This is a genomic window from Pseudoalteromonas sp. C8 (genome assembly GCF_011378685.1).
Taxonomy (GTDB): Bacteria; Pseudomonadota; Gammaproteobacteria; order Enterobacterales; family Alteromonadaceae; genus Pseudoalteromonas; species Pseudoalteromonas arctica.
In genome coordinates this window covers 20,010-42,328 of sequence record NZ_WTKT01000018.1, presented here as the reverse complement: position 1 = coordinate 42,328, position 22,319 = coordinate 20,010, and the positions used below count along the sequence as shown (strand labels likewise).

The window sequence follows — 22,319 nt, the reverse complement described above, 5'->3', positions numbered from 1 at the left end:
AAATTAGGACGAGATTTTACCAGAAAACTAAAGTAAAGATCACCCCTGTTCAGCTTATTTTTTCTGCGCGCATTTGTTATATCCAAATATTAGCTAATAACCACATAAATAACAGTGATTTAAAGCACTAGACTGTGTTTAACAAAAAGCCCCGCAAATGCGAGGCTTTTTAACTTTTAAATAATTAGCGTAAAGCCTATTGAGCTTTAGCGCCTTTCATATATTGGAAGAAGTCGCTATCTGGTGAAAGCACCATAACGTCTTGCTTATTTTTAAAAGTCTTTTTGTAAGCCTCGAGCGAACGCACAAAACTAAAGAACTCAGGGTCTTTGTTATACGCGCTTGCATAGATGCCTGCTGCATCAGCATCGCCTTGACCACGTACAGAACGCGCATTACGCTCTGCATCGGCAAGCATTACTGTTACACGACGGTCAACACCCGCACGAATAGTCTCGGCTTTTTCCTGACCTTCAGAACGATGCTCTTTTGCAACAGCAGTACGCTCAGCGCGCATACGTTGGTAAATAGAGCTACTCACTTCTTGCGGTAGGTTAATTTGCTTAACACGTACGTCTAGCACCTCAATACCAAGCTCACGTGCACTTTCAGAAGCTTGTACTAACGCTTCTTCCATCAACTCGCTACGCTCACCCGATACAATTTCGCGAATTGTACGTGTACCAAAGTTTGTACGAAGACCATTATTTACTTTTTGTTTAAGTAGCGTTTCAGCATATTGCTTATCGCCACGGGCACGTAAGTAAAAAGCGCTAAAGTCATTAACACGCCATTTTACAAACGAATCAACAATTAAGTCTTTTTTCTCACTAGTAACAAAGCGGTCCGGCGCACCATCTAGCGTTTGAATACGTGCATCAATACGACGTACTTGGCTAAAAAATGGCACCTTAAATTGTAGGCCTGGGCCATATACAATCGCTTGATCGTCGCTGTCTTTTTGTACTTTACTGAATAACATTACAATTGCTTTTTGCCCTTCAGGTACAACAAATACCGATGAGAAAGACATAACAATGGCAGCTAATAGTATTACTAAACTAAAGTTTTTCATTATGATTATCTCCCATCATTGAAGCGGTCGTTGTTAAAGCGGTCATTGCCACTATTAACAGAGCTATTGCGCGACGTATTTACTTTATTGCGTAAATCTTGAATATCACTAGAGCTTGGAAGTGCAACACGTGTTGCTGTCCCTTGCTTATCCATGATCTTATCAAGTGGTAAATAAAGCATGTTATTACCGCCTTTAACATCAACCAATATTTTAGAACTACTCCCTAACACTTCTTCCATTGCATCAATGTATAAGCGCTCACGAGTAACTTCTTTAGCTGCTTGATATTCAGGTAGTAGCTTTTCAAAACGAGCTACTTCACCTTGTGCTTCTAATGTAATACGCTCTTGGTAACCTTCCGCTTCTTGAGTCATACGCGTTACTTGACCACGAGCACGCGGTTCAATTTCACGAGCATATGCTTCTGCTTCACGAATGAAACGTTCTTCATCTTCTTGTGCAGCAATCGCATCATCAAATGCATCTTTAACTTCAGTTGGCGGACGAGAGTCTTTAAAGTTCACGTCAGTAACAATTAAACCTAAGTTATATGGTTCGATAATCTTATTAAGCTCATCCCATGTATTTTGACGAACAACCTCACGGCCATTAGTTAATACTTGGTCCATTTTTGCATGACCCACAACGTAACGTAGTGCACTATCTAGTGCTTCTTCTAAGCTACTATCAGCGTTAGTTACGCTAAATTCATAAAGGTATGGGTCAATAACACGGTATTGCACCTGAAACTCAACGCTCACTACGTTTTCGTCTTCAGTAAGCATAAAACCAGAAGCCGATAATGAACGAACTGCTTCAATATCTACTGGGATTACCGTTTCAATAAACGTCATTTTCCAACGCAGACCAGGATCAGCAATTCGGTCATATTTACCAAATTGAAGAACCACACCACGCTCGGCTTCTTTAACCGTATAAATACCACTTAACGCCCATACAATAACGGCGATAATAAGTATGAATGAAATACCGGCTCCGCCAAGTCCACCGCCGCTACCATTGCCGGATTTTTTCCCGCCAAATAAGCCGCCGAACTTGTTACTAAACTTGCGGAACACCTCGTCTAAATCAGGTGGGCCTTGATCACGTCCGCCTTTATTATTCCACGGATCTTTGTCATTGCCATTATTACCCGGTTCATTCCAGGCCATAGCTATACTCCATTGTTATCTAAATAAATTAGGAAATTGTGTTAAATCTAACAAATCTACCGCGTTTCTCATACAAAAACCGACATTAAAACGTCAATTTTTAATTACGGTTGATAAAACCAGCAATTTCAGGACCAAATTCTTTAATTAAACGATTCCACTCAACCATTGGCATTCTAACATCTAACAGCCAATTACCTTGCTCATCAAAGCGTTCTTCATGTACTGCATTTAAACTAAACAATGCAGCCCTTAGGCGACCATACAATGGCGTAAGAAATAATGTTTCGTTAAACATCTTCTTAGCAAGCAGTTCACTAATAGCCTCACTAAGTAATTCACACCCTTCACCAGTCTGAGCGCTAAGCCATACTCTTATAGGTTGGCCTTCGTCATCTCGATCAATACGTGGGCTTACGTTATCCAGCGCATCAATTTTATTATAAATTAATAGCTGTGGTACTTCATCGGCTTCAATTTCTTTAAGCACCGATTGTACTTGTTCAATATTTTCTTGAAGACGAGAGTCTGCTGCGTCAATTACATGTAACTGTAAATCAGCTTCACGAGTTTCAGTTAGCGTTGCTTTAAAAGCAGCAACTAAGTCGTGCGGTAAATGACGAATAAAGCCCACTGTATCAGCTAAGATAACAGGACCAACATCACCTAATTCAAGCTTACGTAGAGTCGGGTCAAGCGTTGCAAACAACTGATCGGCCGCGTATACATCTGAATTCGTAATTCGATTAAATAATGTAGATTTACCCGCATTGGTATAGCCAACTAACGATACCGTAGGTATTTCGTTACGAGTACGAGCTCGCCTACCTTGTTCGCGTTGCACTGCTACTTTAGCTAAACGCGCACGGATATTTTGAATTCGGGCACGAAGTAATCGTCTATCTGTTTCAAGTTGGGTTTCACCAGGTCCACGTAAACCAATCCCGCCTTTTTGGCGTTCAAGATGGGTCCAGCCCCGAATTAATCGAGTCGACATATGGCGAAGTTGTGCCAATTCAACCTGCAGCTTACCCTCATGGGTACGTGCACGTTGGGCAAAAATATCAAGAATTAGCGTCGTTCTATCAAGCACACGACACTGACAAACACGCTCTAAATTACGCTCTTGTGACGGCCTGAGTTGATGATTGAAAATTACGACATCTGCATTGTGGATTTTGACAATCTCAGCTATTTCTTCTGCTTTACCGGTACCGACGAATAGTTTCGGATGTGGTGCTTGACGGCTGCCTTGCACAACCGCCAAACTACTAACACCAGCAGAAGATACCAACATTTCTAATTCATGAAGATCTTCACGATCCCCTTCTTTAGGTAAGTCGATATGAACTAAAATTGCCTGTTCGCCGGATTCATAGCGGTCAAACAAACATTATGCTCCTAATTAAAAGTTACCAGCTTCTGGTTCTTCAGTGTCTTCACTCCCTTGAACTGCTTGGAAGTTAACTGCGCGAGCAGGGACAACTGTTGAAATTGCATGCTTATAAACCATTTGATTTACGGTGTTCTCTAGTAAAATAACAAATTGGTCAAATGACTGAATTTTGCCTTGTAATTTTATGCCATTTACCAAAAAGATTGATACTGGAATGCGCTCACGTCGTAGTGCATTCAAAAATGGGTCTTGTAACGATTGGCCTTTTGCCATGTTATTGTTCCTTCGTTCTAGGTGTTATTATAATTAAGTGGCTGAACTTATTTGATAAAAAACAATATTCAACTACTACTAGCTTAGCGAACTTACTACACGATGCAAGTTTTCTTCGTCACCCGTTGTTAACCAAGTAACATCAGGCCAGCTACGAAGCCACGTTAACTGACGTTTTGCCAATTGACGTGTTGCTGCGATGCCACGAAAAACCATTTCATCATGGCTTGTTTCACCCGCAAGGTAATCCCACATTTGTCTATAACCAACACAACGAATAGAAGGCATATTGGGGTGTAAATCCTTACGTAGATATAGGGTCGAAACTTCATTTTCAAACCCCTGATCAATCATTATTTTAAACCTTTCTTCAATTCGGCGATGTAATTCGCTACGTTCTTGCGGTGCAATCGCAAATTGATGAAAAGTATAAGGTAAAGCCGGCTGTTTTTGCTTTTGCAACTCAGTCATGGTCTTACCAGTTAACCTGTAAACCTCTAAAGCTCGATTAATTCTTTGTGAGTCATTCTCACTTATTTTTTCAGCTGCTTTTGGGTCAACTTTAACTAATTCTTCATATAAATGAGGCCAGCCAAATTCTTTAGCTTGTGCTTCTAGCTCTGATCTTATTACTGTATCTGCTTCAGGCAAAGGCGATAAACCATCAATTAAAGATTTAAAGTACAACATTGTACCTCCAACCAATACAGGCACTTTACCTTGTCTATGAAATTCGTCAATTTTTTGTACTGCATCGCGCCTAAAATCAGCAACTGAATATGTTTCACTCGGGTCAAGTAAGTCGATCAGATGATGCGGAGCTTTAGCAAGTTCTTCTGCATCGGGTTTTGCAGTACCAATGTTCATATCTTTATACACTAACGCTGAATCAACGCTGATTATTTCTGTATTTAAATGCTCGCACAGTGAGATTGCCAATGCTGTTTTACCAGCAGCAGTTGGACCCATTAAAAATATGACTGGTAAATTACTCAACACTGATACCTTAATCTAATTGCATTAAATAGTGATTTAGCTCTATTTTAACTGCTTTTTCGCGTAAGCGTTCAATAGTTTGCGGATTATTTTGTAAGCGCATTTGTTGCGCTAAAAACACATTGCTTAAATAAAACCGGGGAGGTACACATTTTATCTGCCACTCTAACCAATTCTCTATATTTTCAAGCCCTGTTTTACACCCATCAAGTAGCTCACCTATCGCTGTACTTACATCAAGTAAATATAAGCACGCTGGCAATTTTTTAACCATTACAAACTGTTTTTCTATTACGAGTTCAAAACCAAGTAAAGTAAACCACGATTGCTGAGCTTCTATAAGTAAGCAATCTTCTTTTGATAAGTTTACTCTTACGGGCAGCAAAAGGGCTTTCCCTTCTAAACTTCCGGACTCTTTAATTTGATTATGCCAATCATCTACCAATGCATATTTGAAATGTGAGCAATACAATTGCTGCTCAACACTAAATATACACGCACCTTCATTAACACTGATGATTGAAACTGTCTTTAAAACATTATGCGCAGACTCTAACTGGTGTTGTGCTACAGGTATGTTTGCTACATTATCAAAATGCGCAGCATGTTGCTCACTCACACCTTGATAAAACGCGTTTACATCATGATGGCTTGTACTTGGTGTAGCACGGTATGCCCCGCCACCGCCAACACTTCTAGTACCTGATGACGAACTACCAGCACTTCCATAGTAAGAGGGCTGTAATTGCGATTTAGGGTAATCAAATACTCCATCCGCTTTTGTATCATTAGAACTACTATGCGCTGACCCCATAAACACAGGCGCAGATTCCACCTCAGAGCTAAGCGGTTCATTCGTAAACTCACCTTGCAGCGGCACTACCACTTGCTTAATAGCCTGTAATATAAAGTCATGAATTAAGCGCCCTTGATGAAAACGCACTTCATGCTTAGCTGGATGAACATTTACATCAACCTGCCGAGGGTCTATATCAATATAAATGACAAAACCGGGTAATTCTTGTGTTCCGCTTACTTCTTCAAATGCCTGGCGTATAGCATGCAGAATAAGTTTATCGCGCATCATACGATTATTAACATAAGTATACTGAGTCGTATTAGCTGACCCTACAGGTAGCACCCAACCATGCAGCTGTAAGCCACCCTCTCCTGATTGAATATGCAAACCTTGCTCAGCAAAAGCCTTACCTGCAACTTGCGCTACACGTGTAATAGCCTGAGAGGGATCTGTCTTCGCACGATACTGCCTTACTACTTTTTCGTTGTGAGTTAGTGTAATAGAGACATCAAAGCGACTAAGCGCAATACGCTTTATCAACTCATCAATATGGCTAAATTCAGTTTTTTCGGTACGCAAGAATTTACGACGAGCTGGGGTGTTAAAAAATAAATCTTTTACTTCAATGGTTGTGCCATCAGGGTGCGCTACTGGCTTTACTTGCACGGCCATATCGCGACCTTCTGCAAATGCTTGCCAAGCAGCTTCTTGATCTTTTGGTTTTGAGCTCAGCGTTAAACGCGATACAGAGCTAATTGACGCAAGCGCTTCCCCCCTAAAACCAAGTGAACAAATATTTTCAAGGTCATCTAGAGATTTTAATTTACTCGTAGCGTGACGAGAAAGCGCGAGCGTTAGCTCATCTTTACTTATCCCTGAACCGTTATCACGTATACGAATAAGCTTATGACCGCCACGCTCTATATCTATCTGAATACGTGTAGCGCCAGCATCTAAACTGTTTTCGACTAGCTCTTTTACTACCGACGCTGGGCGCTCAACCACTTCGCCTGCGGCAATTTGGTTAGCTAAACGCGCGGGTAATATTTCAATATTCATGAGATTTCCTAGCAAGCATTGCGCTAATAATAATGACTAACTTTGTGGTATATCGAGCTCTTGCCCAATAAACAAAGTATTAGAGCTAAGCTTATTAACTTGTTTTAATTCAGTGACTGTAATGCCATAGCGACTCGCCAACATACTTAAAGATTCACCCGGGCGTACCTTGTGCTTTGTTGGATATTGCGACTTTAATTTAGCAAATAAAGAGTCATCAGGTGGATTTTTTAAATAGTAATTTTTAATTGAAGTAAATATAGCTTTAGCCAAACGCTCTTGATGGTTAGCACTTTTAAGCAGCTTTTCTTCTCGTGGGTTAGATATAAACCCTGTTTCTACTAAAATTGATGGGATATCTGGTGATTTAAGTACAGCAAGACTCGCATGTTGGGGATCTTTTTTATGCAGCTTAGCAACTTTACGTAACTCTTTAACCACTTCGTCAGCTACGTTTAAGCCGGTTTTCATAGAGTGATCCATCGACATATCAAGTAATGCTTGCGCTAAGTATTTTTCGTTAGCGGCATCTTTCATTACATCCGCAGCGCCACCTAAAAGCTCAGAGTGCTTTTCTTTATCTTCTATCCATTTACCTATCTCTGAATTAGCACGCCTTAACGACAACACCCAAACAGAGGCACCATTTGGTCCCGGGCTCGTAAATGCATCAGCATGAATAGAGACAAAAAAGTCGGCCTTTTTTTCACGAGCACGATTGGTACGCGTATTAAGTTTTACAAAGTAGTCACCGCTTCGTACCATGCGCGAAATCATCCCACGTTCGCCATCTATCATGCGCTCTAAACGTTTTGCAATTTGCAGTGTTACTGTTTTTTCGTACGTGCCAGATGGACCAATTGAACCTGGATCTTCGCCGCCATGACCCGCATCAATTGCAATCACAATATCGCGCTCTTGGCTTAACTGGCGATTTTTAGCTGCTGTTTGAGCAGGAGAAGCAACTGTGGCAGCTTGGCTTTTATTGTATAAATCAACAACGAGCCTGTTTTTATAAGGGCCTGTAGGCGCTAAAGCAAATACAACTGGCTTTACTGGTGCGTTTAATTCAAACACTAACCGAACACTGTGCTTATTTTTAGGTTTTGAGTAGCGTAGCTTGCTCACTATTTGATGTTTTGGTGGTACACCTGGTAGTATTTTTAACTCGTTAGTGTTTTCTAAATCAATTACTAAGCGGCTTGGGTTTTTAAGCATGAAATAGCTAAAGTCAGGCTTATCATTTAAATCAAATACCACACGCGTACTATCAGGGGACGGCCATACGCGTACACTATTAATTGTATTTTTGGCCCACAGCGGCAAGCTTATGGTAATAACCATAAGGTAAATAAAGAGTTTAACTACACCTCGGCTCATTTGATAATTACTGCCTTAACTATATTATTATTTGTTATTTAGTTTTTCGACAATTGCTACACCACGCTCACTGGCGCTATTAATAACAATTTTACGTTCGTTACCCATATAGCTTAGAGTAATATCTAAATCAGGCACAGGAATAAATTCACCACCTTTTTCTGGCCACTCAACAACGCAAATTGCATCTGGTGAAAAATAATCGCGTATTCCCATGTATTCTAGCTCTTCAGGGTCACCTAAGCGGTATAAATCAAAATGATAAACATTTGCGCGCTCGAGTTCATAAGGTTCAACAAGTGTATACGTTGGGCTTTTAACTTTGCCTGTATGTCCAAAGCCTTGCACTACACCTCGAGTAAACGTTGTTTTACCAGCGCCTAAATCACCATGTAAATAAATAACCGCACCTTGCTCTATAATATCAGCAACGCAATTACCCATTGCGACCGTGGCTACTTCATCAGTCAAATGAAATTCAAAACTACGCGTCATTACTACCTCAAAAATTCATTCAAAAGCGCATATTTGCTAATCATACCAGAATATTAATTTAAGGCGATAAATTGAGGTTTTAGACATAAAAAAACCAGATAAGCTAATGATAGAAGTTGTGTATGGATGTCTATTTTCGATACTTTGAAACTGTATTATTGTAATAAAATAAGGTAAGTGAGTTCTCAGACTAAAAGATAGTAAAAGATAGTAAAAGAAAAGTAACACCACGAATTAGATGACCCCATGTTGGCATTAAATTAACTGAGATATGTAAGTTTATTATCTAACTTCTTCTGATTCAGCAGATGGTTCTGCTAGCAAAAAAGTAACTGGTACATGAAACTCTCACTACTCCCCAAGATAACTTTGTATTTTCAGATAGAAGACTAATCCAGGTGACCCGCTCATCCTAGTTTACTGTTTGCAGGTGCTTTAAAAACAAAAAGCCCCAGCTAATGCCGGGGCTTTTTTACAAAACTAACTTAATTAAAAAATTAAGCTTGTTTTGGACTAGAAATAACGTCTACTAAAGTCCAAGATTTATTCTTAGAAATTGGTGCGCATTCACGGATAGTAACTACGTCACCCGCTTTTGCTGTGTTATTTTCGTCATGTACGTGTAACTTAGTCGTACGTTTAATGAATTTCCCATAGATTGGGTGCTTCACGTAACGTGCGATAGCGATAGTGAAAGATTTTTCCATCTTGTCGCTGATTACACGGCCTTGAAGAGTACGAATTTTATCGCTCATTATTGACCTGCCTTCTGGTTAATAACTGTTTTTACACGCGCGATATCGCGGCGTACTGTTCTTAGCGTGTGTGTCTGAGCTAACTGACCAGTGCTAGCTTGCATGCGCATATTAAATTGCTCACGAAGTAGTCCTAGAAGTTCAGCATTAAGCTCTTCTACGCTTTTGTCTTTTAGTTCGCTAGCTTTCATCACATTACCGTCCGAGTTACGAAAGTTGTTTTGAATGGCAATTTACGAGCAGCAAGGTCGAATGCTTCACGAGCAAGCTCTTCTGAAACACCTTCCATTTCGTAAAGTACTTTACCAGGCTGAATTTCAGCAACCCAATATTCAACAGAACCTTTACCTTTACCCATACGAACTTCAAGAGGTTTTTCTGTAATCGGTTTGTCAGGGAAGACACGAATCCAGATTTTACCTTGACGTTTCACGTGACGCGTCATAGCACGACGAGCTGCTTCGATTTGACGAGCAGTCATACGGCCACGGCCAGTTGCTTTCAATCCGAAAGTACCGAAGCTTACTTTGTTACCGTTTTGCGCTAAACCGCGGTTGCGGCCTTTGTGCATTTTACGGAATTTTGTACGTTTTGGCTGTAACATTAGTCGCTACCTCTACTTAGCACTTTTCTTGGCTTTCTTTGGTGCGCGTTTAGCTGGCTTCTCTTGCTCTTGTACTAGTGGTAAACCACCAATAACTTCGCCTTTGAAGATCCAAACTTTAACACCAATGATACCATAAGTGGTTAAGGCTTCAGAAGTTGCGTAATCGATATCAGCACGAAGAGTATGTAGAGGTACACGACCTTCACGATACCATTCTGAACGTGCGATTTCAGCGCCGCCAAGACGACCGCTAACTTCAACTTTAATCCCTTTAGAACCGATGCGCATTGCATTTTGTACCGAACGCTTCATAGCGCGACGGAACATAACACGACGTTCTAGTTGAGAGGCAATGCCGTCTGCTACTAGTTGTGCATCTAGTTCTGGTTTACGTACTTCAGAGATATTAATCTGAGCAGGTACACCAGCGATTTTAGTTACCGCTTGACGTAATTTTTCTACGTCTTCGCCTTTTTTACCGATAACAACACCCGGACGAGCCGTATGAATTGTTACACGGATTGATTTTGCTGGACGCTCAATAACGATTTTAGACACAGAAGCCGTTTTCAATTCCTTAGTAAGGAATGTACGAACTTTGTGATCGCCAAAAAGCTGTGCAGAGAAATCTTTTGAACTCGCGTACCAGGTAGAAACCCAAGGTTTAGATATACCTAGGCGAATACCAGTAGGATGAACTTTTTGTCCCATTACTTATACTCCTAGCTATCTGAAACCATAACAGTGATATGGCTTGTACGCTTAAGGATGCGGTCTGCGCGTCCTTTAGCACGAGGCATAATACGTTTCATTGTAGGACCATCGTCCACAAAGATCGTTGTTATACGAAGCTCATCAATGTCAGCACCTTCGTTATGCTCTGCGTTAGCAATAGCAGACTCAAGTACTTTCTTAACTAATACAGCCGCTTTCTTAGGGCTGTACGCCAGGATTTCTAGTGCGCGATCTACAGGTAACCCGCGGATCTGATCTGCAACTAGACGTGCTTTTTGCGCCGAACCAGAGGCGAATTTATGTTTAGCTAATGCTTGCATTTATCTTCCCCTCTTATCGTTTCTTCGCTTTCTTATCCGCAGCATGGCCACGGTAAGTGCGAGTTGGTGCAAATTCACCTAGTTTGTGACCGATCATTTCGTCAGAAACGAAAACTGGTACGTGCTGGCGACCATTATGGACAGCAATGGTCAATCCGATCATGTTAGGTATGATCATTGAACGACGGCTCCAAGTTTTAATTGGCTTTTTCTCACCGCTTTCCAAAGCTTTCTCTACCTTCTTCAGCAAGTGTAGGTCTATAAAAGGACCCTTCTTGAGAGAGCGTGGCATGGCTATTCCTCAATATTACTTAGTACGACGACGTACTATAAATTTATCCGTACGCTTGTTCTTACGCGTCTTCGCACCTTTAGTCGGTTTACCCCATGGAGACACAGGATGACGACCACCAGATGTACGACCTTCACCACCACCGTGTGGGTGATCTACCGGGTTCATGGCAACACCACGAACTGTCGGACGAATACCACGCCAGCGATTTGCACCTGCTTTACCAAGTGAACGAAGCATATGCTCAGCATTGCCTACTTCACCTAGAGTCGCACGACAATCAGATTCAACTTTACGAACTTCGCCTGAACGAAGACGTAATGTTACATATTGACCATCACGAGCAAGGATTTGAACGTATGCACCAGCAGAACGTGCGATTTGAGCACCTTTACCTGGTTTTAATTCTACGTTGTGAACAGTCGAACCTACAGGCATATTACGCATTGGTAATGCATTACCAGGCTTGATTGGTGCATCAACACCAGACTGGATTGCATCGCCAGCTTTTAAGCCTTTAGGTGCGATAATGTAACGACGCTCACCGTCTGCATATAATACAAGAGCGATGTTTGCGCTACGATTTGGATCGTATTCTAAACGTTCAACAGTAGCTGGAATGCCATCTTTAGTACGTTTAAAATCGATTAAACGGTAGTGTTGTTTATGACCACCACCGATATGACGAACCGTAATACGACCATTGTTATTACGACCACCTGATTTAGAGTTTTTCTCTAAAAGTGGTGCGTATGGCTTACCCTTATGTAGATCAGAGTTAACCACTTTAACTAGGTGACGACGGCCCGCAGAAGTAGGCTTACACTTTTGAAGTGCCATAATTCTATCCCCTTATTACTCGGCGCCGCCGACAAAGTCTAGCTCGCTGCCTTCTTTAAGAGTAACGTAAGCTTTCTTCCAGTCGCTACGACGACCGAAACGTGCGCCAGTACGTTTTGTTTTACCCTTAACGTTAAGTGTGCGAACACCAGTTACTTCTACTTCAAAAAGCTTCTCAACTGCTACTTTAATTTCAGCTTTAGTTGCGTCATTTACTACTTTAAAAACAATAGTATTGTTTTCTTCAGCAGCAATTGTGCTTTTTTCAGAGATATGTGGAGCAAGGATCACTTTTAAAAGACGTTCTTCGCGAATCATGCTAGCGCCTCCTCAAGTTGCTTAACAGCAGCGGCTGTAATAAGTACCTTATCGAAAGCAATTAAGCTTACAGGATCGATACCAGCTACATCACGTGTGTCAACCTTATAAAGGTTACGTGCCGATAAGAAAAGATTTTCATCTACTTCTTCAGTCACGATAAGAACATCTTTAAGCTCAAGTTCTTTAAGCTTAGCAACTAGTTCTTTAGTTTTTGGTGCTGCTAGAGCAAAACTTTCAACAACGATTAAACGCTCTTGACGAACTAATTCAGATAAGATGCTTTTAATCGCACCACGGTACATTTTACGGTTTACTTTTTGGCTGTGGTCTTGTGGTTTAGCTGCAAAGCTAACGCCACCTGAACGCCAAATTGGGCTACGGATTGTACCGGCACGTGCACGGCCAGTACCTTTTTGAGCCCATGGTTTTTTACCACCACCGCTTACTTCAGAACGTGTCTTCTGAGCACGAGTACCTTGACGAGCACCTGCTGCGTATGCAACAACTACTTGATGTACTAATGCTTCGTTAAACTCACGTCCAAAAGTAGCTTCAGAAACTTCAAGACCGCCAGAAGCGTCTTTAATTGCTAATTCCATCACTAAATCTCCAGGACTTATGCTTTAACAGCTGGTTTAACGATAACGTCACCGCCAATAGCTCCAGGTACTGCACCCTTAACTAAAAGCAAATTACGCTCAGCGTCAACGCGAACTAGTTCTAAGTTTTGAGTCGTTACACGCTCAGCACCCATATGACCGGCCATTTTCTTACCTTTAAACACCTTACCAGGTGATTGGTTTTGACCGATTGAACCAGGAGCACGGTGAGATAGAGAGTTACCATGTGTAGCGTCTTGCATGCTGAAATTCCAGCGTTTAACACCACCTTGGAAACCTTTACCTTTAGAAGTACCGGTTACGTCAACCTTGTTGATTTCGTTGAATAATTCAACAGTAAGCTCAGCGCCTACTTCAAAATCGCCTTCACCACCGTTAAGGCGGAATTCCCACAGACCGCGACCCGCTTCAACACCAGCTTTAGCGAAATGACCCGCTTTAGCTTTGTTTACACGACTTGCTTTTTTAGTGCCTGCGGTTACTTGAAGCGCGTTATAACCGTCTGTTGCGTCAGATTTGATCTGAGCAATGCGGTTAGGTGTCGCTTCAATAACTGTCACAGGGATAGATACACCATCTTCAGTGAAGATTCGTGTCATACCCACTTTACGACCGACTAGACCTAATGCCATTTTCCTAAAACCTCTCTAATCTTTCGATTAACCCAGGCTGATTTGAACATCAACACCAGCAGCAAGATCTAAACGCATAAGCGCGTCTACAGTCTTGTCAGTTGGTTCTACGATGTCTATCAGACGTTTATGGGTGCGGATCTCGTACTGATCACGCGCATCTTTATTAACGTGCGGTGAAGTTAGTACAGTAAAACGTTCAAAGCGTGTAGGTAGTGGGATTGGACCACGTACTTGTGCGCCAGTGCGTTTCGCAGTTTCCACGATTTCTGCCGTTGATTGGTCAATCAAACGGTGGTCAAAAGCTTTTAGGCGAATACGAATGCGTTGATTTGACATTCTTAACCTCAATATAAAGAGCATATAAAAGAGCATAAAAAAACGACCGAAACAATCTTAAAACTTAAGATGTCGGCTGTTTGATTATATCTACGTTGAGTTCCAAATCGGAACTCCTGTTTATTAGCTTGAAATCCAAGCTTAATTTATCCTTTCTAGTTCCCAGAGGAATTTTGAAAGCCTGCGTATTATAGAGGTATTGGTGATAAATGCAACAACTATTTAGAAACAATACAATGCCTATAAATTTGATTAAATAAGCACCCATACATGCTTACTAGCTATACTTGAACTAATACCTCTACTGTTAGTCAATAAACAAGTTAACACCTTAATTACGCAAACTAAGGGATTTTTAGATATTATGGTATCCTACTGCGCTAATTTTGCCCTTAATACTCTCAATATGGTGAGTCGATGCGTATTTTTAATTATTGTTTAAATGTTATGTCTGCTGGATTTAGCCGCTTATTTGTAAAAAGCAAAGTGCTGCCAGAAAATCCGATTAAACAGTATGATCTAAACCCTGAGTACCCTACATTTTATATAGTGCGTTTAAATTCACGATTTGATTTAGCGGCTCTCGCACATGCGTGTAAAAAAAATGGTCTACCTAGCCCAACCGAAGAGCAAGTATTAGGTAACCAAGATTTAGACCGTTTTATTGGTATTAAAAATCCACCACCACTTTTTGGTGATGAAGCTAAGCCAACCAATGCTTTAGCTCAAGGTAAACAAATTATTGAATACCTAATACAAAGTGGGCAGCAAAACGTACAAGTGGTTCCGGTTACTATTTTATGGGGTCGCGACCCGGGTAAAGAAAAGCCGGGGCTACGCACTTTAATTACGCACTCTCTAACTCCTAGCTGGTTTAGAAAGTTTTTTGTGGTGTTGTTTTCAGGACGCGACAACTTTATTCGCTTTAGCCAACCACTCGACTTATCGCTTTTAGTCAATGAAAAAGCCGATGTAAGCGAGTTACCACATAAATTATTACGTGTAGCACGTGTTCACTTTAAGCGCCAAAAGCTAGCTGCTACAGGCCCTAAAATGCCCTCTCGTGAACAATTATTTAATTCATTATTAGCGTCACCTACAATAAAAAAAGCAATTCAAGATGAAGCTAAAGCTAAAAACATTAGCCAAACAGAAGCCCGCCAAAATGCACTTAAGCTACTTGATGAGATAGCTGCTAATTACTCTGAAGCAATGATACGTGTGGCCGAGCGATTTTTAACTTGGTTATGGAATAAGCTCTATAACGGTATTGATATTAAACACGCAGAACAAATTCATGAACTAACAGATAAAGGCCATGAAATAATCTATATGCCTTGTCATCGCAGTCATATGGATTACTTACTGCTTACTTACTCTATTTATCATTTAGGCTTAGTTCCACCACATATAGCTGCAGGTATAAATCTTAACTTTTTCCCTGCCGGTGGCATATTTAGACGCTCTGGGGCATTCTTTATTCGTCGCTCGTTTGCAGGCAATAAACTTTATTCTGCAATATTCAAAGAGTATTTAAGCCAACTGTTTATTAAAGGTTACTCTGTTAAGTTTTACACGGAAGGCGGTCGAAGCCGAACTGGGCGCTTACTTCCACCTAAAACAGGTATGCTATCTATGACATTACAAGCAATGCTGCGCGGAATAGACAGACCAATATCTATCGTTCCTGTGTACATTGGCTACGAACACGTAATGGAAATTAACACCTATCTTAAAGAGCTGGATGGGAAAGATAAAAAAGGCGAATCCATCTTTGGTATTTTTAAGGCAATTAAAAACCTTAAAAACTACGGTCGTGGTAACTTAAACTTTGGTGATCCAATCTCAATTAACCAATACCTAAACGATAACCAACCTGATTGGCGTGACTCAATACACCCTACTGACGTGCAAAAACCACAATGGTTAGCCTCACAAGTAACTAAACTTGCCGATCAAGTAATGGTTAAAATTAATAATGCTGCGGCGCTTAATGCGGTTAACTTACTAGCGATGATATTGCTGGTTAATGATAAACAAGCGTTGAGTAAACCAAAGCTATTAGCACAACTTGATTTTTATCTACGCTTACAACGCGATGCCAGCTATAGCGATAAAGTAACAGCCCCAGACGAAACACCAGAGCAATTACTAACGCATGCATTAAAGCTGAATAAGTTTGAAGTTATAAGTGATGAATTTGGCGAAATTATTACTATTAGCGATAAAGAAAAAGTACTGTTTAATTACTACCGAAACAATATTTTGCACTTGTTTGCAGTACCAAGCTTAATTGCGCTGCACCTATTTAAACAACACAGCACAACTATTGAGCAATGCCAGCAACTTGTAAAAACGTTTTATCCGTTATTTGCTAAAGAATGGTATTTACAGCCTCTTGATGAAAACTATATAACGCGTATTTTGGCTAACTTTGCTGATCAAAATTTAATTGAGTTTGATGGCGATAACATTCATATAACGAACAGTAATGACTGCTTAGCTAAGCTTGAAATGCTTGGACGAGCACTTAGTTTTACTCTGCAACGTTACGCTATTGTGATTGGTTTTATTCAAACAAGTGATGGTATTGAAAAAGCAGAATTAGAACGAGAGAGCCAAGTACTTGCACAGCGTTTAGGCACACTGCATGGTATTAAAACACCTGAGTTTTTTGATAAAAAAGTACTTGTTAGTTTTATTGATAACTTACGTGGCGAGTCGTTAATAACAGAGGGTGATAAAGGCTTAGTAGGCAGTACACAACTTTGCGAAACCTACGCACACCTTAAAACATTACTGCCAGCACGCGTCTGGCAGTCAATCAGCGATATAGTACAAGATCAGTGTAATTAGTACTACTGTATCTATAGTAGGGGTTAGCGCTGGCGCATAACCCCTTCTTGCATTGTTGAGGCAACTAAGTTGCCTTGGCGGTCAAAAAACTGCCCTCGTACCAAACCACAACCATTGCTCGCACTTGGGCTATCAATTGAATACAAAATCCAATCATCCATTCTAAATGGACGATGAAACCACATTGCATGGTCAATCGTTGCTACTTGCATATTTGGCTGCATAAACGACACACCGTGTGGCTGTAATGCAGTTGGCAAAAATTCAAAGTCAGACGCATACGCTAATAAATAGTTATGGATGCGCTGATCGTCCGGCATTTCACCATTAGCTTTAAACCAAATATGCTTTACCGGCTCCATAACTTCTGGCTTAAACGGGTTATGAAAAGTAACCGGTCGCATTTCAATTGGCATTTCACGCGTAAACTTATTACGAATCACTTCAGGAATGTGTGAAGCGTTATCTTGGTAAAATTCAAGCGATGAGCGAAGCTCTTCAGGTGCTGGTACATCAGGCATTGTTGCTTGATGCGACAAACCATTTTCTTCACCTTGGAATGACGCTGTCATATAAAAAATAGGCTTACCGTACTGAATCGCTTTTACTCGGCGAGTACTAAAGCTTTTACCATCTCGAATAGTTTCTACATCATAAACAATCGGTTTAGCTGGATCGCCTGGGCGTAAAAAGTAAGAATGTAATGAATGGACTATACGCCCCTCAGGTAGAGTTTCTTTAGCTGCAGAAAGCGCCTGCCCCATAACTTGACCGCCAAACACAGCACCAAAGCCTAAATCTTGGCTTTGTCCTCGATATAAACCTTGCTCAATTTCTTCAAGTGTTAACAACGACAATAAATCATCTAATACTTGGCTCATTATTTCTTCCTCATTACCCTAGTAACCAAATGATACTATACAATAGTGGGAAGTAAATATTTGTTAGGACTACTGTTATGGCTTACTGGCTTTTTAAAACCGAACCCGATGCGTTTTCGATTGATGATTTAAAAAATGCACCAAAACAAACGACTCTTTGGGAAGGCGTGCGTAATTACCAAGCGCGAAACTTCATGCGTGATGGCGTAAAGGTCGGTGATTTAGTAATGATTTATCATTCAAGCTGTAAACACGTAGGCGTAGCGGGCATTGCCGAAGTGACACACGATGCCTACCCAGATCCTACTCAGTTTGATTTAAGCAGCGACTATTACGATGCCAAAGCCACCAGCGATAAACCACGCTGGGTTGTTGTTGACGTTACTTACCAAAGCCATTTAAAAAAATTAATTAGCCTTAAAGATATTAAAGCCAATAATAATATTACTGAAATCGCACTTAAAAAAGGCGGACGACTATCAATAATGCCTGTTACTAAAAATGACTGGGATGAAATAATCAAAATGGCGCAGTAACACCCTCTCGGTTTGACCTAATTTCATTGAGTTTGATATGATCTATGCTGACTTATAGCTGGAGGATTAATGAAATTACTGTATTGGTTAGATGAATGGTTAACTCTCCCGCGCAATGAGCAACAAACTCGATTACCCATGACGGGTAGTGATTTACTCGGCGATGTATTTGTTAAGTATGATTTTGTTGACGTTAATAAGCCCCTGCTTTTTACCTTTTCACCCGCAGGCACTAACGTGCAAGAGCAAGATCTTCACCCTGATTTTGCACCATGGGGTTATCACTTGGCTCAAAAACAAAACGTAAACGTAATCGCTTTTCAGCATTTAGGTAAAAGTAATTGGTTTCGTAATCGTAATTTAATCTTTTTTCTCGAGCAATTATCAACATTACTTACGCCGTTTAATTGTCGATTAGGCTATGGCTTAAGCCGTGGCGGATTTGCTGTTGGCGCTTTTGCTAAACTATTAAAGCTAAACCAAGTACTGTTCTTTCACCCGGTAAGTACTAAAAATAAAGAATTAGTACCCTGGGATGACCGCTCTAGTACCGATATAGCTCAGCAGTTTGACTGGCAACAAGATTATCACGATCTAGATTTAGGAGATGCCCAAGGCTATATTATTTACGATCCTACTAATCGTATAGACCGAATGCACGCCAAGCGCTATAAGCAGTTAACTCACTTGCGAGTATTTGGTATGGGACATGGCACACACGCTACATATTTGAATAAGTTTGGGTTTTATAAGCAAGTAGCCGTTGATTTCATTCAACATCAGCAAATCGATATTGCACAATTTCGCCTGCAAACCAAAACCTTACGCTTAAAAGAAGATTATTATCAAAGTCTCAATACGGCTAATGCAGACTCCCCCCATCGTTTAGCATTATTGAGTACAGCGCATAAAATTTTAGCTGATGAAAAAGAAGTGTATGTACAAGAGCATCAAGCAAAAATTGATATTCAGCCATTAATAGATGTGGCACTTAAGCACCAAGATCAGCACCCTAATGATGCTATTCAGCTATTAGAAGTCGCCCAGCAACTTCTACCTGACGACCCTCTAATTGAGCATAAACTCAAACAGTTAGAAGAGTAATTATTCCAACTAAAACGGCTATAAAGGCTAACTACTCTATTTAGCCTTTTTCTTTTTGTGCCTATGCTTGGGCACAATGGTAAAGTACATCATTAAACCTAACCAAGAAAATATAATGATTCCCATTAGCCAGCCATTCTTTTCATGACCCTGTGTACGCTTACTGTTGAGTACAATAACGACAGGTAATATGTAAGCACTTAAAACAACAATTAAAAATACAACTTCATTCATTATTTTTCTAGGCTCGACCAGTCTACTTCACTACTTAATACTCGATCTACCGATATATAGTGCAAAATATCGCCTTCACTTACTTTGTAATCTAATGGTGGGTTTAAATCCATATTTTGCGCACTTAAATTATGGGCAACACCTAACAGTATTGCATCATGCTCAAGCTTAAAATGATGAAACAAAGTACCAAACTCCATATCTTTGCAGCCACTTGGTACTTTCAAGCTAAATTGTGTATCGCCGTGCAAAGTAGATAGCAGCTCCTCTTGCACACGGCTCGAACCTGGATCTTGCATTGAGCGTACTAATATCTCAGCTGATTTTGCACTACTACATTCTACATTTTGGCAATGCTCTAACATCATCTCAACTTTAGTTTCATCTAAAAAGTGAGCACTTATATGACAATCATCTTTTACTAAGCGACTAATGCGCAGGGCTGTTGTAAATGTCTGGTCGTCATCTTGACCATCAATAATCACCTTATCAGCACTACGAATAGCTACCCGCTCTAGTTCAGCTAAATTTGTAAAACTCGTTAAACGTGCAAAATCAACGCTTTCGTTAGCTAAAAAAGGATGATCCATTTGCTCTGTTACCGCGAGTAAAATACGACGGTCAGTACGTTTCGTATCTGCCAAAATGTAATCAATCATCTTTTTTGTACGAGTGTCGTGCCAACCAAAAATAATAATATGGTGGTTACTGTGGGCAAAGTTTTTATCACCAGTCATAGCGCGCCTAATTAAGTAAGTAACAGTTTGTCCTGCTTTTCCTAGCAAAACACCAAATAAAGCTAAACCAAATGGAATTTGTATTAATGCTACCACCCAACGACCAAGATCAGTAGTTGGACTAAAGTCACCATATCCCACTGTTGATGTTGTTACTGTGTAATAGTAAAAAAAGGTAGTAAGCGAGGTTAACGCTTTCTCATTCGCTATAAATAGTAAGCTCCATGTTAATAGCATATGAGTCAAAATAGCTAATGCCACTGCTTGCCAACTCAACTGATCTATATGAGCGCGAACAAGTAACGCTAGCCTTTTAAATATCACCGGCATAATACAAAGTCTTCGTTAGTAAATTATCTATAAACAGTACGTTACTGTAAGCGATGCTTTTAAGCAATGTTTAAGCTTTTAACCGCAAATATAAGACTAAATGCTGTTTGCCAATGATGATTTTTCATGATTAATTAGCGTTAAAATAATAACCAAAACAGTTGTGCTTATGCTTAATAAAATAGCCCGCCCTTTTACTAAAATTGTAGAGCGCTATCTTCCCGACCCTTTTATATTTGTAATTTTACTTACAATAATTACTCTTATTAGTGCGAGCTTATTTACAACCGCAACCAACATTGAAGTATTACAAGCGTGGGGAGGTGGATTTTGGAACTTATTAAGTTTTGCTATGCAAATGCTGCTGGTGTTAATTACGGGCTATATGTTGGCAAGTACGCCACCTATAAGTAAGTTATTAGAAAAACTAGCAACATTTGCAAGCACCGCACCTAAAGCAATTATATTGGTAACGCTTATTTCGCTTTTAGCGAGCTGGATAAATTGGGGATTTGGCTTAGTTATTGGTGCTCTTTTTGCCAAGGCAATTGCTAAACATACTCGTGTTGATTATCGATTATTAGTAGCCAGCGCTTACTCAGGTTTTGTTGTATGGCATGGCGGATTAGCCGGTTCGATTCCTTTAACTATCGCAACCGATGGTCACTTTTCAGAGTCCAGCATTGGTATTATTAGTACAGAGCACACTTTATTTGCGGGCTTTAATATAGCCATATTAGTTGGTTTATTCATTATTATGCCGCTCGTTAATCGCTATATGCTACCAAGCGAGCAAGAAAGCGTATATATCGACCCAGCTCTTTTACAAGAGATAGCACCAAAGCCCACTACAATAACGAGACCTGCCCAACATTTAGAACAAAGTAAACTACTCGGTATGGCAATTGGCTTATTAGGTTTGGCATACTTAGGCTATTACTTTTTTATGACTGGCGGAAACTTAAACCTTAATAGCGTTATTGCCGTATTTTTATTTTTAGCTATTACGCTGCATCAAACACCCCATAATTTACTTAACAGTCTGCAACAAGCAATTCCAAGCGGGGCTGGCATTGTTATTCAATTTCCTTTTTATGCCGGCATCATGGCGGTAATGGTTGATAGCGGATTAGCACAACAGATATCACGTGGCTTTATTGCCGTTGCAGATGCTGATAGCTTGCCATTCTTTAGTTTTATAAGTGCAGGGCTCGTTAATATGTTTGTTCCCTCTGGAGGTGGCCAATGGGCTGTACAAGCACCCATTGTAATACCCGCAGCGCAAGAGCTAGGCGCCGATATATCTCGCGTTGCAATGGCCGTTGCATGGGGTGATGCGTGGACTAATTTAATTCAACCTTTTTGGGCATTACCCGTATTGGCTATAGCAGGCTTAAAAGCAAAAGATATTATGGGGTTTTGTGTTGTGCAGTTGTTTGTAACTGGGGTTTTTATATCGCTGGTATTGAGCTTTTATTAATTTTTAACGGGCTGTAACAAATATTACAGCCCGCTTTTACCTAGAACGATAA

General features: G+C 40.4%; 26 protein-coding genes. 4 read left to right on the top strand and 22 right to left on the bottom strand.

Annotation, left to right across the window (positions count from 1 at the left end; genetic code table 11):
- Positions 1-196: 196 nt before the first annotated feature.
- From hflC to rpsJ, 19 genes are all read right to left on the bottom strand, one after another.
- The gene (gene hflC / locus GQR39_RS15925) at positions 197-1,075 is read right to left on the bottom strand and encodes a protease modulator HflC (protein ID WP_010554353.1); all 879 of its coding nucleotides are present in this window, start codon (positions 1,073-1,075) and stop codon (positions 197-199) included.
- A gap of 5 nt (positions 1,076-1,080) precedes the next feature.
- Entirely contained in the window at positions 1,081-2,250 is a 1,170-nt protein-coding gene (hflK, locus tag GQR39_RS15920) for an FtsH protease activity modulator HflK (RefSeq protein WP_010554352.1), read from the bottom strand.
- 100 nt (positions 2,251-2,350) lie between these two features.
- The gene (gene hflX / locus GQR39_RS15915) at positions 2,351-3,640 is read right to left on the bottom strand and encodes a ribosome rescue GTPase HflX (RefSeq protein ID WP_007586404.1); all 1,290 of its coding nucleotides are present in this window, start codon (positions 3,638-3,640) and stop codon (positions 2,351-2,353) included.
- 15 nt (positions 3,641-3,655) lie between these two features.
- Positions 3,656-3,919: an RNA chaperone Hfq gene (hfq, locus tag GQR39_RS15910; protein WP_007586402.1), complete on the bottom strand. Its 264-nt coding sequence runs from the start codon at positions 3,917-3,919 to the stop codon at positions 3,656-3,658.
- A 78-nt stretch (positions 3,920-3,997) separates the two neighbouring features.
- Positions 3,998-4,915: a tRNA (adenosine(37)-N6)-dimethylallyltransferase MiaA gene (miaA, locus tag GQR39_RS15905; RefSeq protein WP_165736107.1), complete on the bottom strand. Its 918-nt coding sequence runs from the start codon at positions 4,913-4,915 to the stop codon at positions 3,998-4,000.
- A gap of 10 nt (positions 4,916-4,925) precedes the next feature.
- Positions 4,926-6,773: a DNA mismatch repair endonuclease MutL gene (gene mutL / locus GQR39_RS15900; RefSeq protein WP_165736106.1), complete on the bottom strand. Its 1,848-nt coding sequence runs from the start codon at positions 6,771-6,773 to the stop codon at positions 4,926-4,928.
- A 36-nt stretch (positions 6,774-6,809) separates the two neighbouring features.
- Entirely contained in the window at positions 6,810-8,153 is a 1,344-nt protein-coding gene (locus GQR39_RS15895) for an N-acetylmuramoyl-L-alanine amidase (protein ID WP_165736105.1), read from the bottom strand.
- A gap of 27 nt (positions 8,154-8,180) precedes the next feature.
- Entirely contained in the window at positions 8,181-8,648 is a 468-nt protein-coding gene (tsaE, locus tag GQR39_RS15890) for a tRNA (adenosine(37)-N6)-threonylcarbamoyltransferase complex ATPase subunit type 1 TsaE (protein ID WP_007586392.1), read from the bottom strand.
- Positions 8,649-9,145: 497 nt separating this feature from the next.
- Positions 9,146-9,403: a 30S ribosomal protein S17 gene (gene rpsQ / locus GQR39_RS15885; protein WP_002957888.1), complete on the bottom strand. Its 258-nt coding sequence runs from the start codon at positions 9,401-9,403 to the stop codon at positions 9,146-9,148.
- Positions 9,403-9,594, bottom strand: coding sequence for a 50S ribosomal protein L29 (gene rpmC / locus GQR39_RS15880; protein ID WP_002957889.1), 192 nt, complete (start codon positions 9,592-9,594; stop codon positions 9,403-9,405). The genes rpsQ and rpmC overlap by 1 nt, the downstream gene beginning before the upstream one ends.
- The gene (rplP, locus tag GQR39_RS15875) at positions 9,594-10,007 is read right to left on the bottom strand and encodes a 50S ribosomal protein L16 (RefSeq protein WP_002957890.1); all 414 of its coding nucleotides are present in this window, start codon (positions 10,005-10,007) and stop codon (positions 9,594-9,596) included. The genes rpmC and rplP overlap by 1 nt, the downstream gene beginning before the upstream one ends.
- A gap of 12 nt (positions 10,008-10,019) precedes the next feature.
- Positions 10,020-10,721 (bottom strand): 30S ribosomal protein S3, encoded by a 702-nt coding sequence (gene rpsC / locus GQR39_RS15870; protein WP_002957891.1) that lies wholly within the window; start codon positions 10,719-10,721, stop codon positions 10,020-10,022.
- Positions 10,722-10,732: 11 nt separating this feature from the next.
- Positions 10,733-11,065, bottom strand: coding sequence for a 50S ribosomal protein L22 (rplV, locus tag GQR39_RS15865; RefSeq protein ID WP_002957892.1), 333 nt, complete (start codon positions 11,063-11,065; stop codon positions 10,733-10,735).
- 13 nt (positions 11,066-11,078) lie between these two features.
- The gene (rpsS, locus tag GQR39_RS15860) at positions 11,079-11,357 is read right to left on the bottom strand and encodes a 30S ribosomal protein S19 (protein ID WP_004588689.1); all 279 of its coding nucleotides are present in this window, start codon (positions 11,355-11,357) and stop codon (positions 11,079-11,081) included.
- Between the two features lie 15 nt (positions 11,358-11,372).
- A complete protein-coding gene (gene rplB / locus GQR39_RS15855) occupies positions 11,373-12,197 on the bottom strand; it encodes a 50S ribosomal protein L2 (protein WP_002957895.1) in 825 nt (274 codons plus the stop codon).
- 15 nt (positions 12,198-12,212) lie between these two features.
- Positions 12,213-12,515, bottom strand: coding sequence for a 50S ribosomal protein L23 (rplW, locus tag GQR39_RS15850; RefSeq protein ID WP_002957896.1), 303 nt, complete (start codon positions 12,513-12,515; stop codon positions 12,213-12,215).
- Complete coding sequence (rplD, locus tag GQR39_RS15845; protein WP_002957897.1) at positions 12,512-13,117, bottom strand: 50S ribosomal protein L4; 606 nt, start codon at positions 13,115-13,117, stop codon at positions 12,512-12,514. Before rplD ends, rplW begins: the two co-directional genes overlap by 4 nt.
- Before the next feature lie 17 nt (positions 13,118-13,134).
- Positions 13,135-13,770: a 50S ribosomal protein L3 gene (gene rplC, locus GQR39_RS15840; RefSeq protein ID WP_002957898.1), complete on the bottom strand. Its 636-nt coding sequence runs from the start codon at positions 13,768-13,770 to the stop codon at positions 13,135-13,137.
- Positions 13,771-13,797: 27 nt separating this feature from the next.
- A complete protein-coding gene (gene rpsJ, locus GQR39_RS15835; protein WP_002957900.1) occupies positions 13,798-14,109 on the bottom strand; it encodes a 30S ribosomal protein S10 in 312 nt (103 codons plus the stop codon).
- A 417-nt stretch (positions 14,110-14,526) separates the two neighbouring features.
- Here rpsJ and plsB point away from each other — a divergent pair, with 417 nt between their 5' ends.
- Positions 14,527-16,965, top strand: coding sequence for a glycerol-3-phosphate 1-O-acyltransferase PlsB (plsB, locus tag GQR39_RS15830; protein WP_165736104.1), 2,439 nt, complete (start codon positions 14,527-14,529; stop codon positions 16,963-16,965).
- Between the two features lie 23 nt (positions 16,966-16,988).
- Here plsB and tesB read toward each other — a convergent pair whose 3' ends face one another.
- Entirely contained in the window at positions 16,989-17,846 is an 858-nt protein-coding gene (gene tesB / locus GQR39_RS15825) for an acyl-CoA thioesterase II (RefSeq protein ID WP_002957902.1), read from the bottom strand.
- Between the two features lie 77 nt (positions 17,847-17,923).
- On the opposite strand from tesB, the gene GQR39_RS15820 reads away from it, so the two are divergent.
- Both GQR39_RS15820 and GQR39_RS15815 read left to right on the top strand, forming a co-directional pair.
- Complete coding sequence (locus tag GQR39_RS15820) at positions 17,924-18,382, top strand: EVE domain-containing protein (RefSeq protein WP_165736103.1); 459 nt, start codon at positions 17,924-17,926, stop codon at positions 18,380-18,382.
- 69 nt (positions 18,383-18,451) lie between these two features.
- Positions 18,452-19,486: a cytosolic protein gene (locus GQR39_RS15815; protein WP_165736102.1), complete on the top strand. Its 1,035-nt coding sequence runs from the start codon at positions 18,452-18,454 to the stop codon at positions 19,484-19,486.
- Between the two features lie 36 nt (positions 19,487-19,522).
- On the opposite strand, the gene GQR39_RS15810 is transcribed toward GQR39_RS15815, so the two are convergent.
- Positions 19,523-19,720, bottom strand: coding sequence for a PLDc N-terminal domain-containing protein (locus tag GQR39_RS15810; RefSeq protein WP_007587044.1), 198 nt, complete (start codon positions 19,718-19,720; stop codon positions 19,523-19,525).
- Positions 19,720-20,787: a potassium channel family protein gene (locus GQR39_RS15805; protein WP_007587041.1), complete on the bottom strand. Its 1,068-nt coding sequence runs from the start codon at positions 20,785-20,787 to the stop codon at positions 19,720-19,722. The genes GQR39_RS15810 and GQR39_RS15805 overlap by 1 nt, the downstream gene beginning before the upstream one ends.
- A gap of 169 nt (positions 20,788-20,956) precedes the next feature.
- Here GQR39_RS15805 and GQR39_RS15800 point away from each other — a divergent pair, with 169 nt between their 5' ends.
- On the top strand, positions 20,957-22,267 hold the full coding sequence (locus GQR39_RS15800; RefSeq protein WP_165736101.1) for a TIGR00366 family protein: 1,311 nt from the start codon (positions 20,957-20,959) through the stop codon (positions 22,265-22,267).
- The last annotated feature ends 52 nt before the right edge of the window (positions 22,268-22,319 follow it).

Excerpts from the sequence above, each read along its gene's own strand:
- hflC (WP_010554353.1), bottom strand. The coding sequence starts at position 1,075 with ATGAAAAACTTTAGTTTAGTAATACTATTAGCTGCCATTGTTATGTCT.
- rplV (WP_002957892.1), bottom strand. The coding sequence starts at position 11,065 with ATGCAAGCATTAGCTAAACATAAATTCGCCTCTGGTTCGGCGCAAAAA.
- rpsQ (WP_002957888.1), bottom strand. The coding sequence starts at position 9,403 with ATGAGCGATAAAATTCGTACTCTTCAAGGCCGTGTAATCAGCGACAAG.
- GQR39_RS15800 (WP_165736101.1), top strand. The coding sequence starts at position 20,957 with ATGCTTAATAAAATAGCCCGCCCTTTTACTAAAATTGTAGAGCGCTAT.
- GQR39_RS15805 (WP_007587041.1), bottom strand. The coding sequence starts at position 20,787 with ATGCCGGTGATATTTAAAAGGCTAGCGTTACTTGTTCGCGCTCATATA.
- rpsJ (WP_002957900.1), bottom strand. The coding sequence starts at position 14,109 with ATGTCAAATCAACGCATTCGTATTCGCCTAAAAGCTTTTGACCACCGT.
- rpsC (WP_002957891.1), bottom strand. The coding sequence starts at position 10,721 with ATGGGACAAAAAGTTCATCCTACTGGTATTCGCCTAGGTATATCTAAA.
- rplW (WP_002957896.1), bottom strand. The coding sequence starts at position 12,515 with ATGATTCGCGAAGAACGTCTTTTAAAAGTGATCCTTGCTCCACATATC.
- mutL (WP_165736106.1), bottom strand. The coding sequence starts at position 6,773 with ATGAATATTGAAATATTACCCGCGCGTTTAGCTAACCAAATTGCCGCA.
- GQR39_RS15895 (WP_165736105.1), bottom strand. The coding sequence starts at position 8,153 with ATGAGCCGAGGTGTAGTTAAACTCTTTATTTACCTTATGGTTATTACC.
- GQR39_RS15815 (WP_165736102.1), top strand. The coding sequence starts at position 18,452 with ATGAAATTACTGTATTGGTTAGATGAATGGTTAACTCTCCCGCGCAAT.
- hflK (WP_010554352.1), bottom strand. The coding sequence starts at position 2,250 with ATGGCCTGGAATGAACCGGGTAATAATGGCAATGACAAAGATCCGTGG.
- rpmC (WP_002957889.1), bottom strand. The coding sequence starts at position 9,594 with ATGAAAGCTAGCGAACTAAAAGACAAAAGCGTAGAAGAGCTTAATGCT.
- GQR39_RS15820 (WP_165736103.1), top strand. The coding sequence starts at position 17,924 with ATGGCTTACTGGCTTTTTAAAACCGAACCCGATGCGTTTTCGATTGAT.
- hfq (WP_007586402.1), bottom strand. The coding sequence starts at position 3,919 with ATGGCAAAAGGCCAATCGTTACAAGACCCATTTTTGAATGCACTACGA.
- rplB (WP_002957895.1), bottom strand. The coding sequence starts at position 12,197 with ATGGCACTTCAAAAGTGTAAGCCTACTTCTGCGGGCCGTCGTCACCTA.
- tsaE (WP_007586392.1), bottom strand. The coding sequence starts at position 8,648 with ATGACGCGTAGTTTTGAATTTCATTTGACTGATGAAGTAGCCACGGTC.
- GQR39_RS15810 (WP_007587044.1), bottom strand. The coding sequence starts at position 19,720 with ATGAATGAAGTTGTATTTTTAATTGTTGTTTTAAGTGCTTACATATTA.
- rplP (WP_002957890.1), bottom strand. The coding sequence starts at position 10,007 with ATGTTACAGCCAAAACGTACAAAATTCCGTAAAATGCACAAAGGCCGC.
- tesB (WP_002957902.1), bottom strand. The coding sequence starts at position 17,846 with ATGAGCCAAGTATTAGATGATTTATTGTCGTTGTTAACACTTGAAGAA.
- rplD (WP_002957897.1), bottom strand. The coding sequence starts at position 13,117 with ATGGAATTAGCAATTAAAGACGCTTCTGGCGGTCTTGAAGTTTCTGAA.
- rplC (WP_002957898.1), bottom strand. The coding sequence starts at position 13,770 with ATGGCATTAGGTCTAGTCGGTCGTAAAGTGGGTATGACACGAATCTTC.
- rpsS (WP_004588689.1), bottom strand. The coding sequence starts at position 11,357 with ATGCCACGCTCTCTCAAGAAGGGTCCTTTTATAGACCTACACTTGCTG.
- plsB (WP_165736104.1), top strand. The coding sequence starts at position 14,527 with ATGCGTATTTTTAATTATTGTTTAAATGTTATGTCTGCTGGATTTAGC.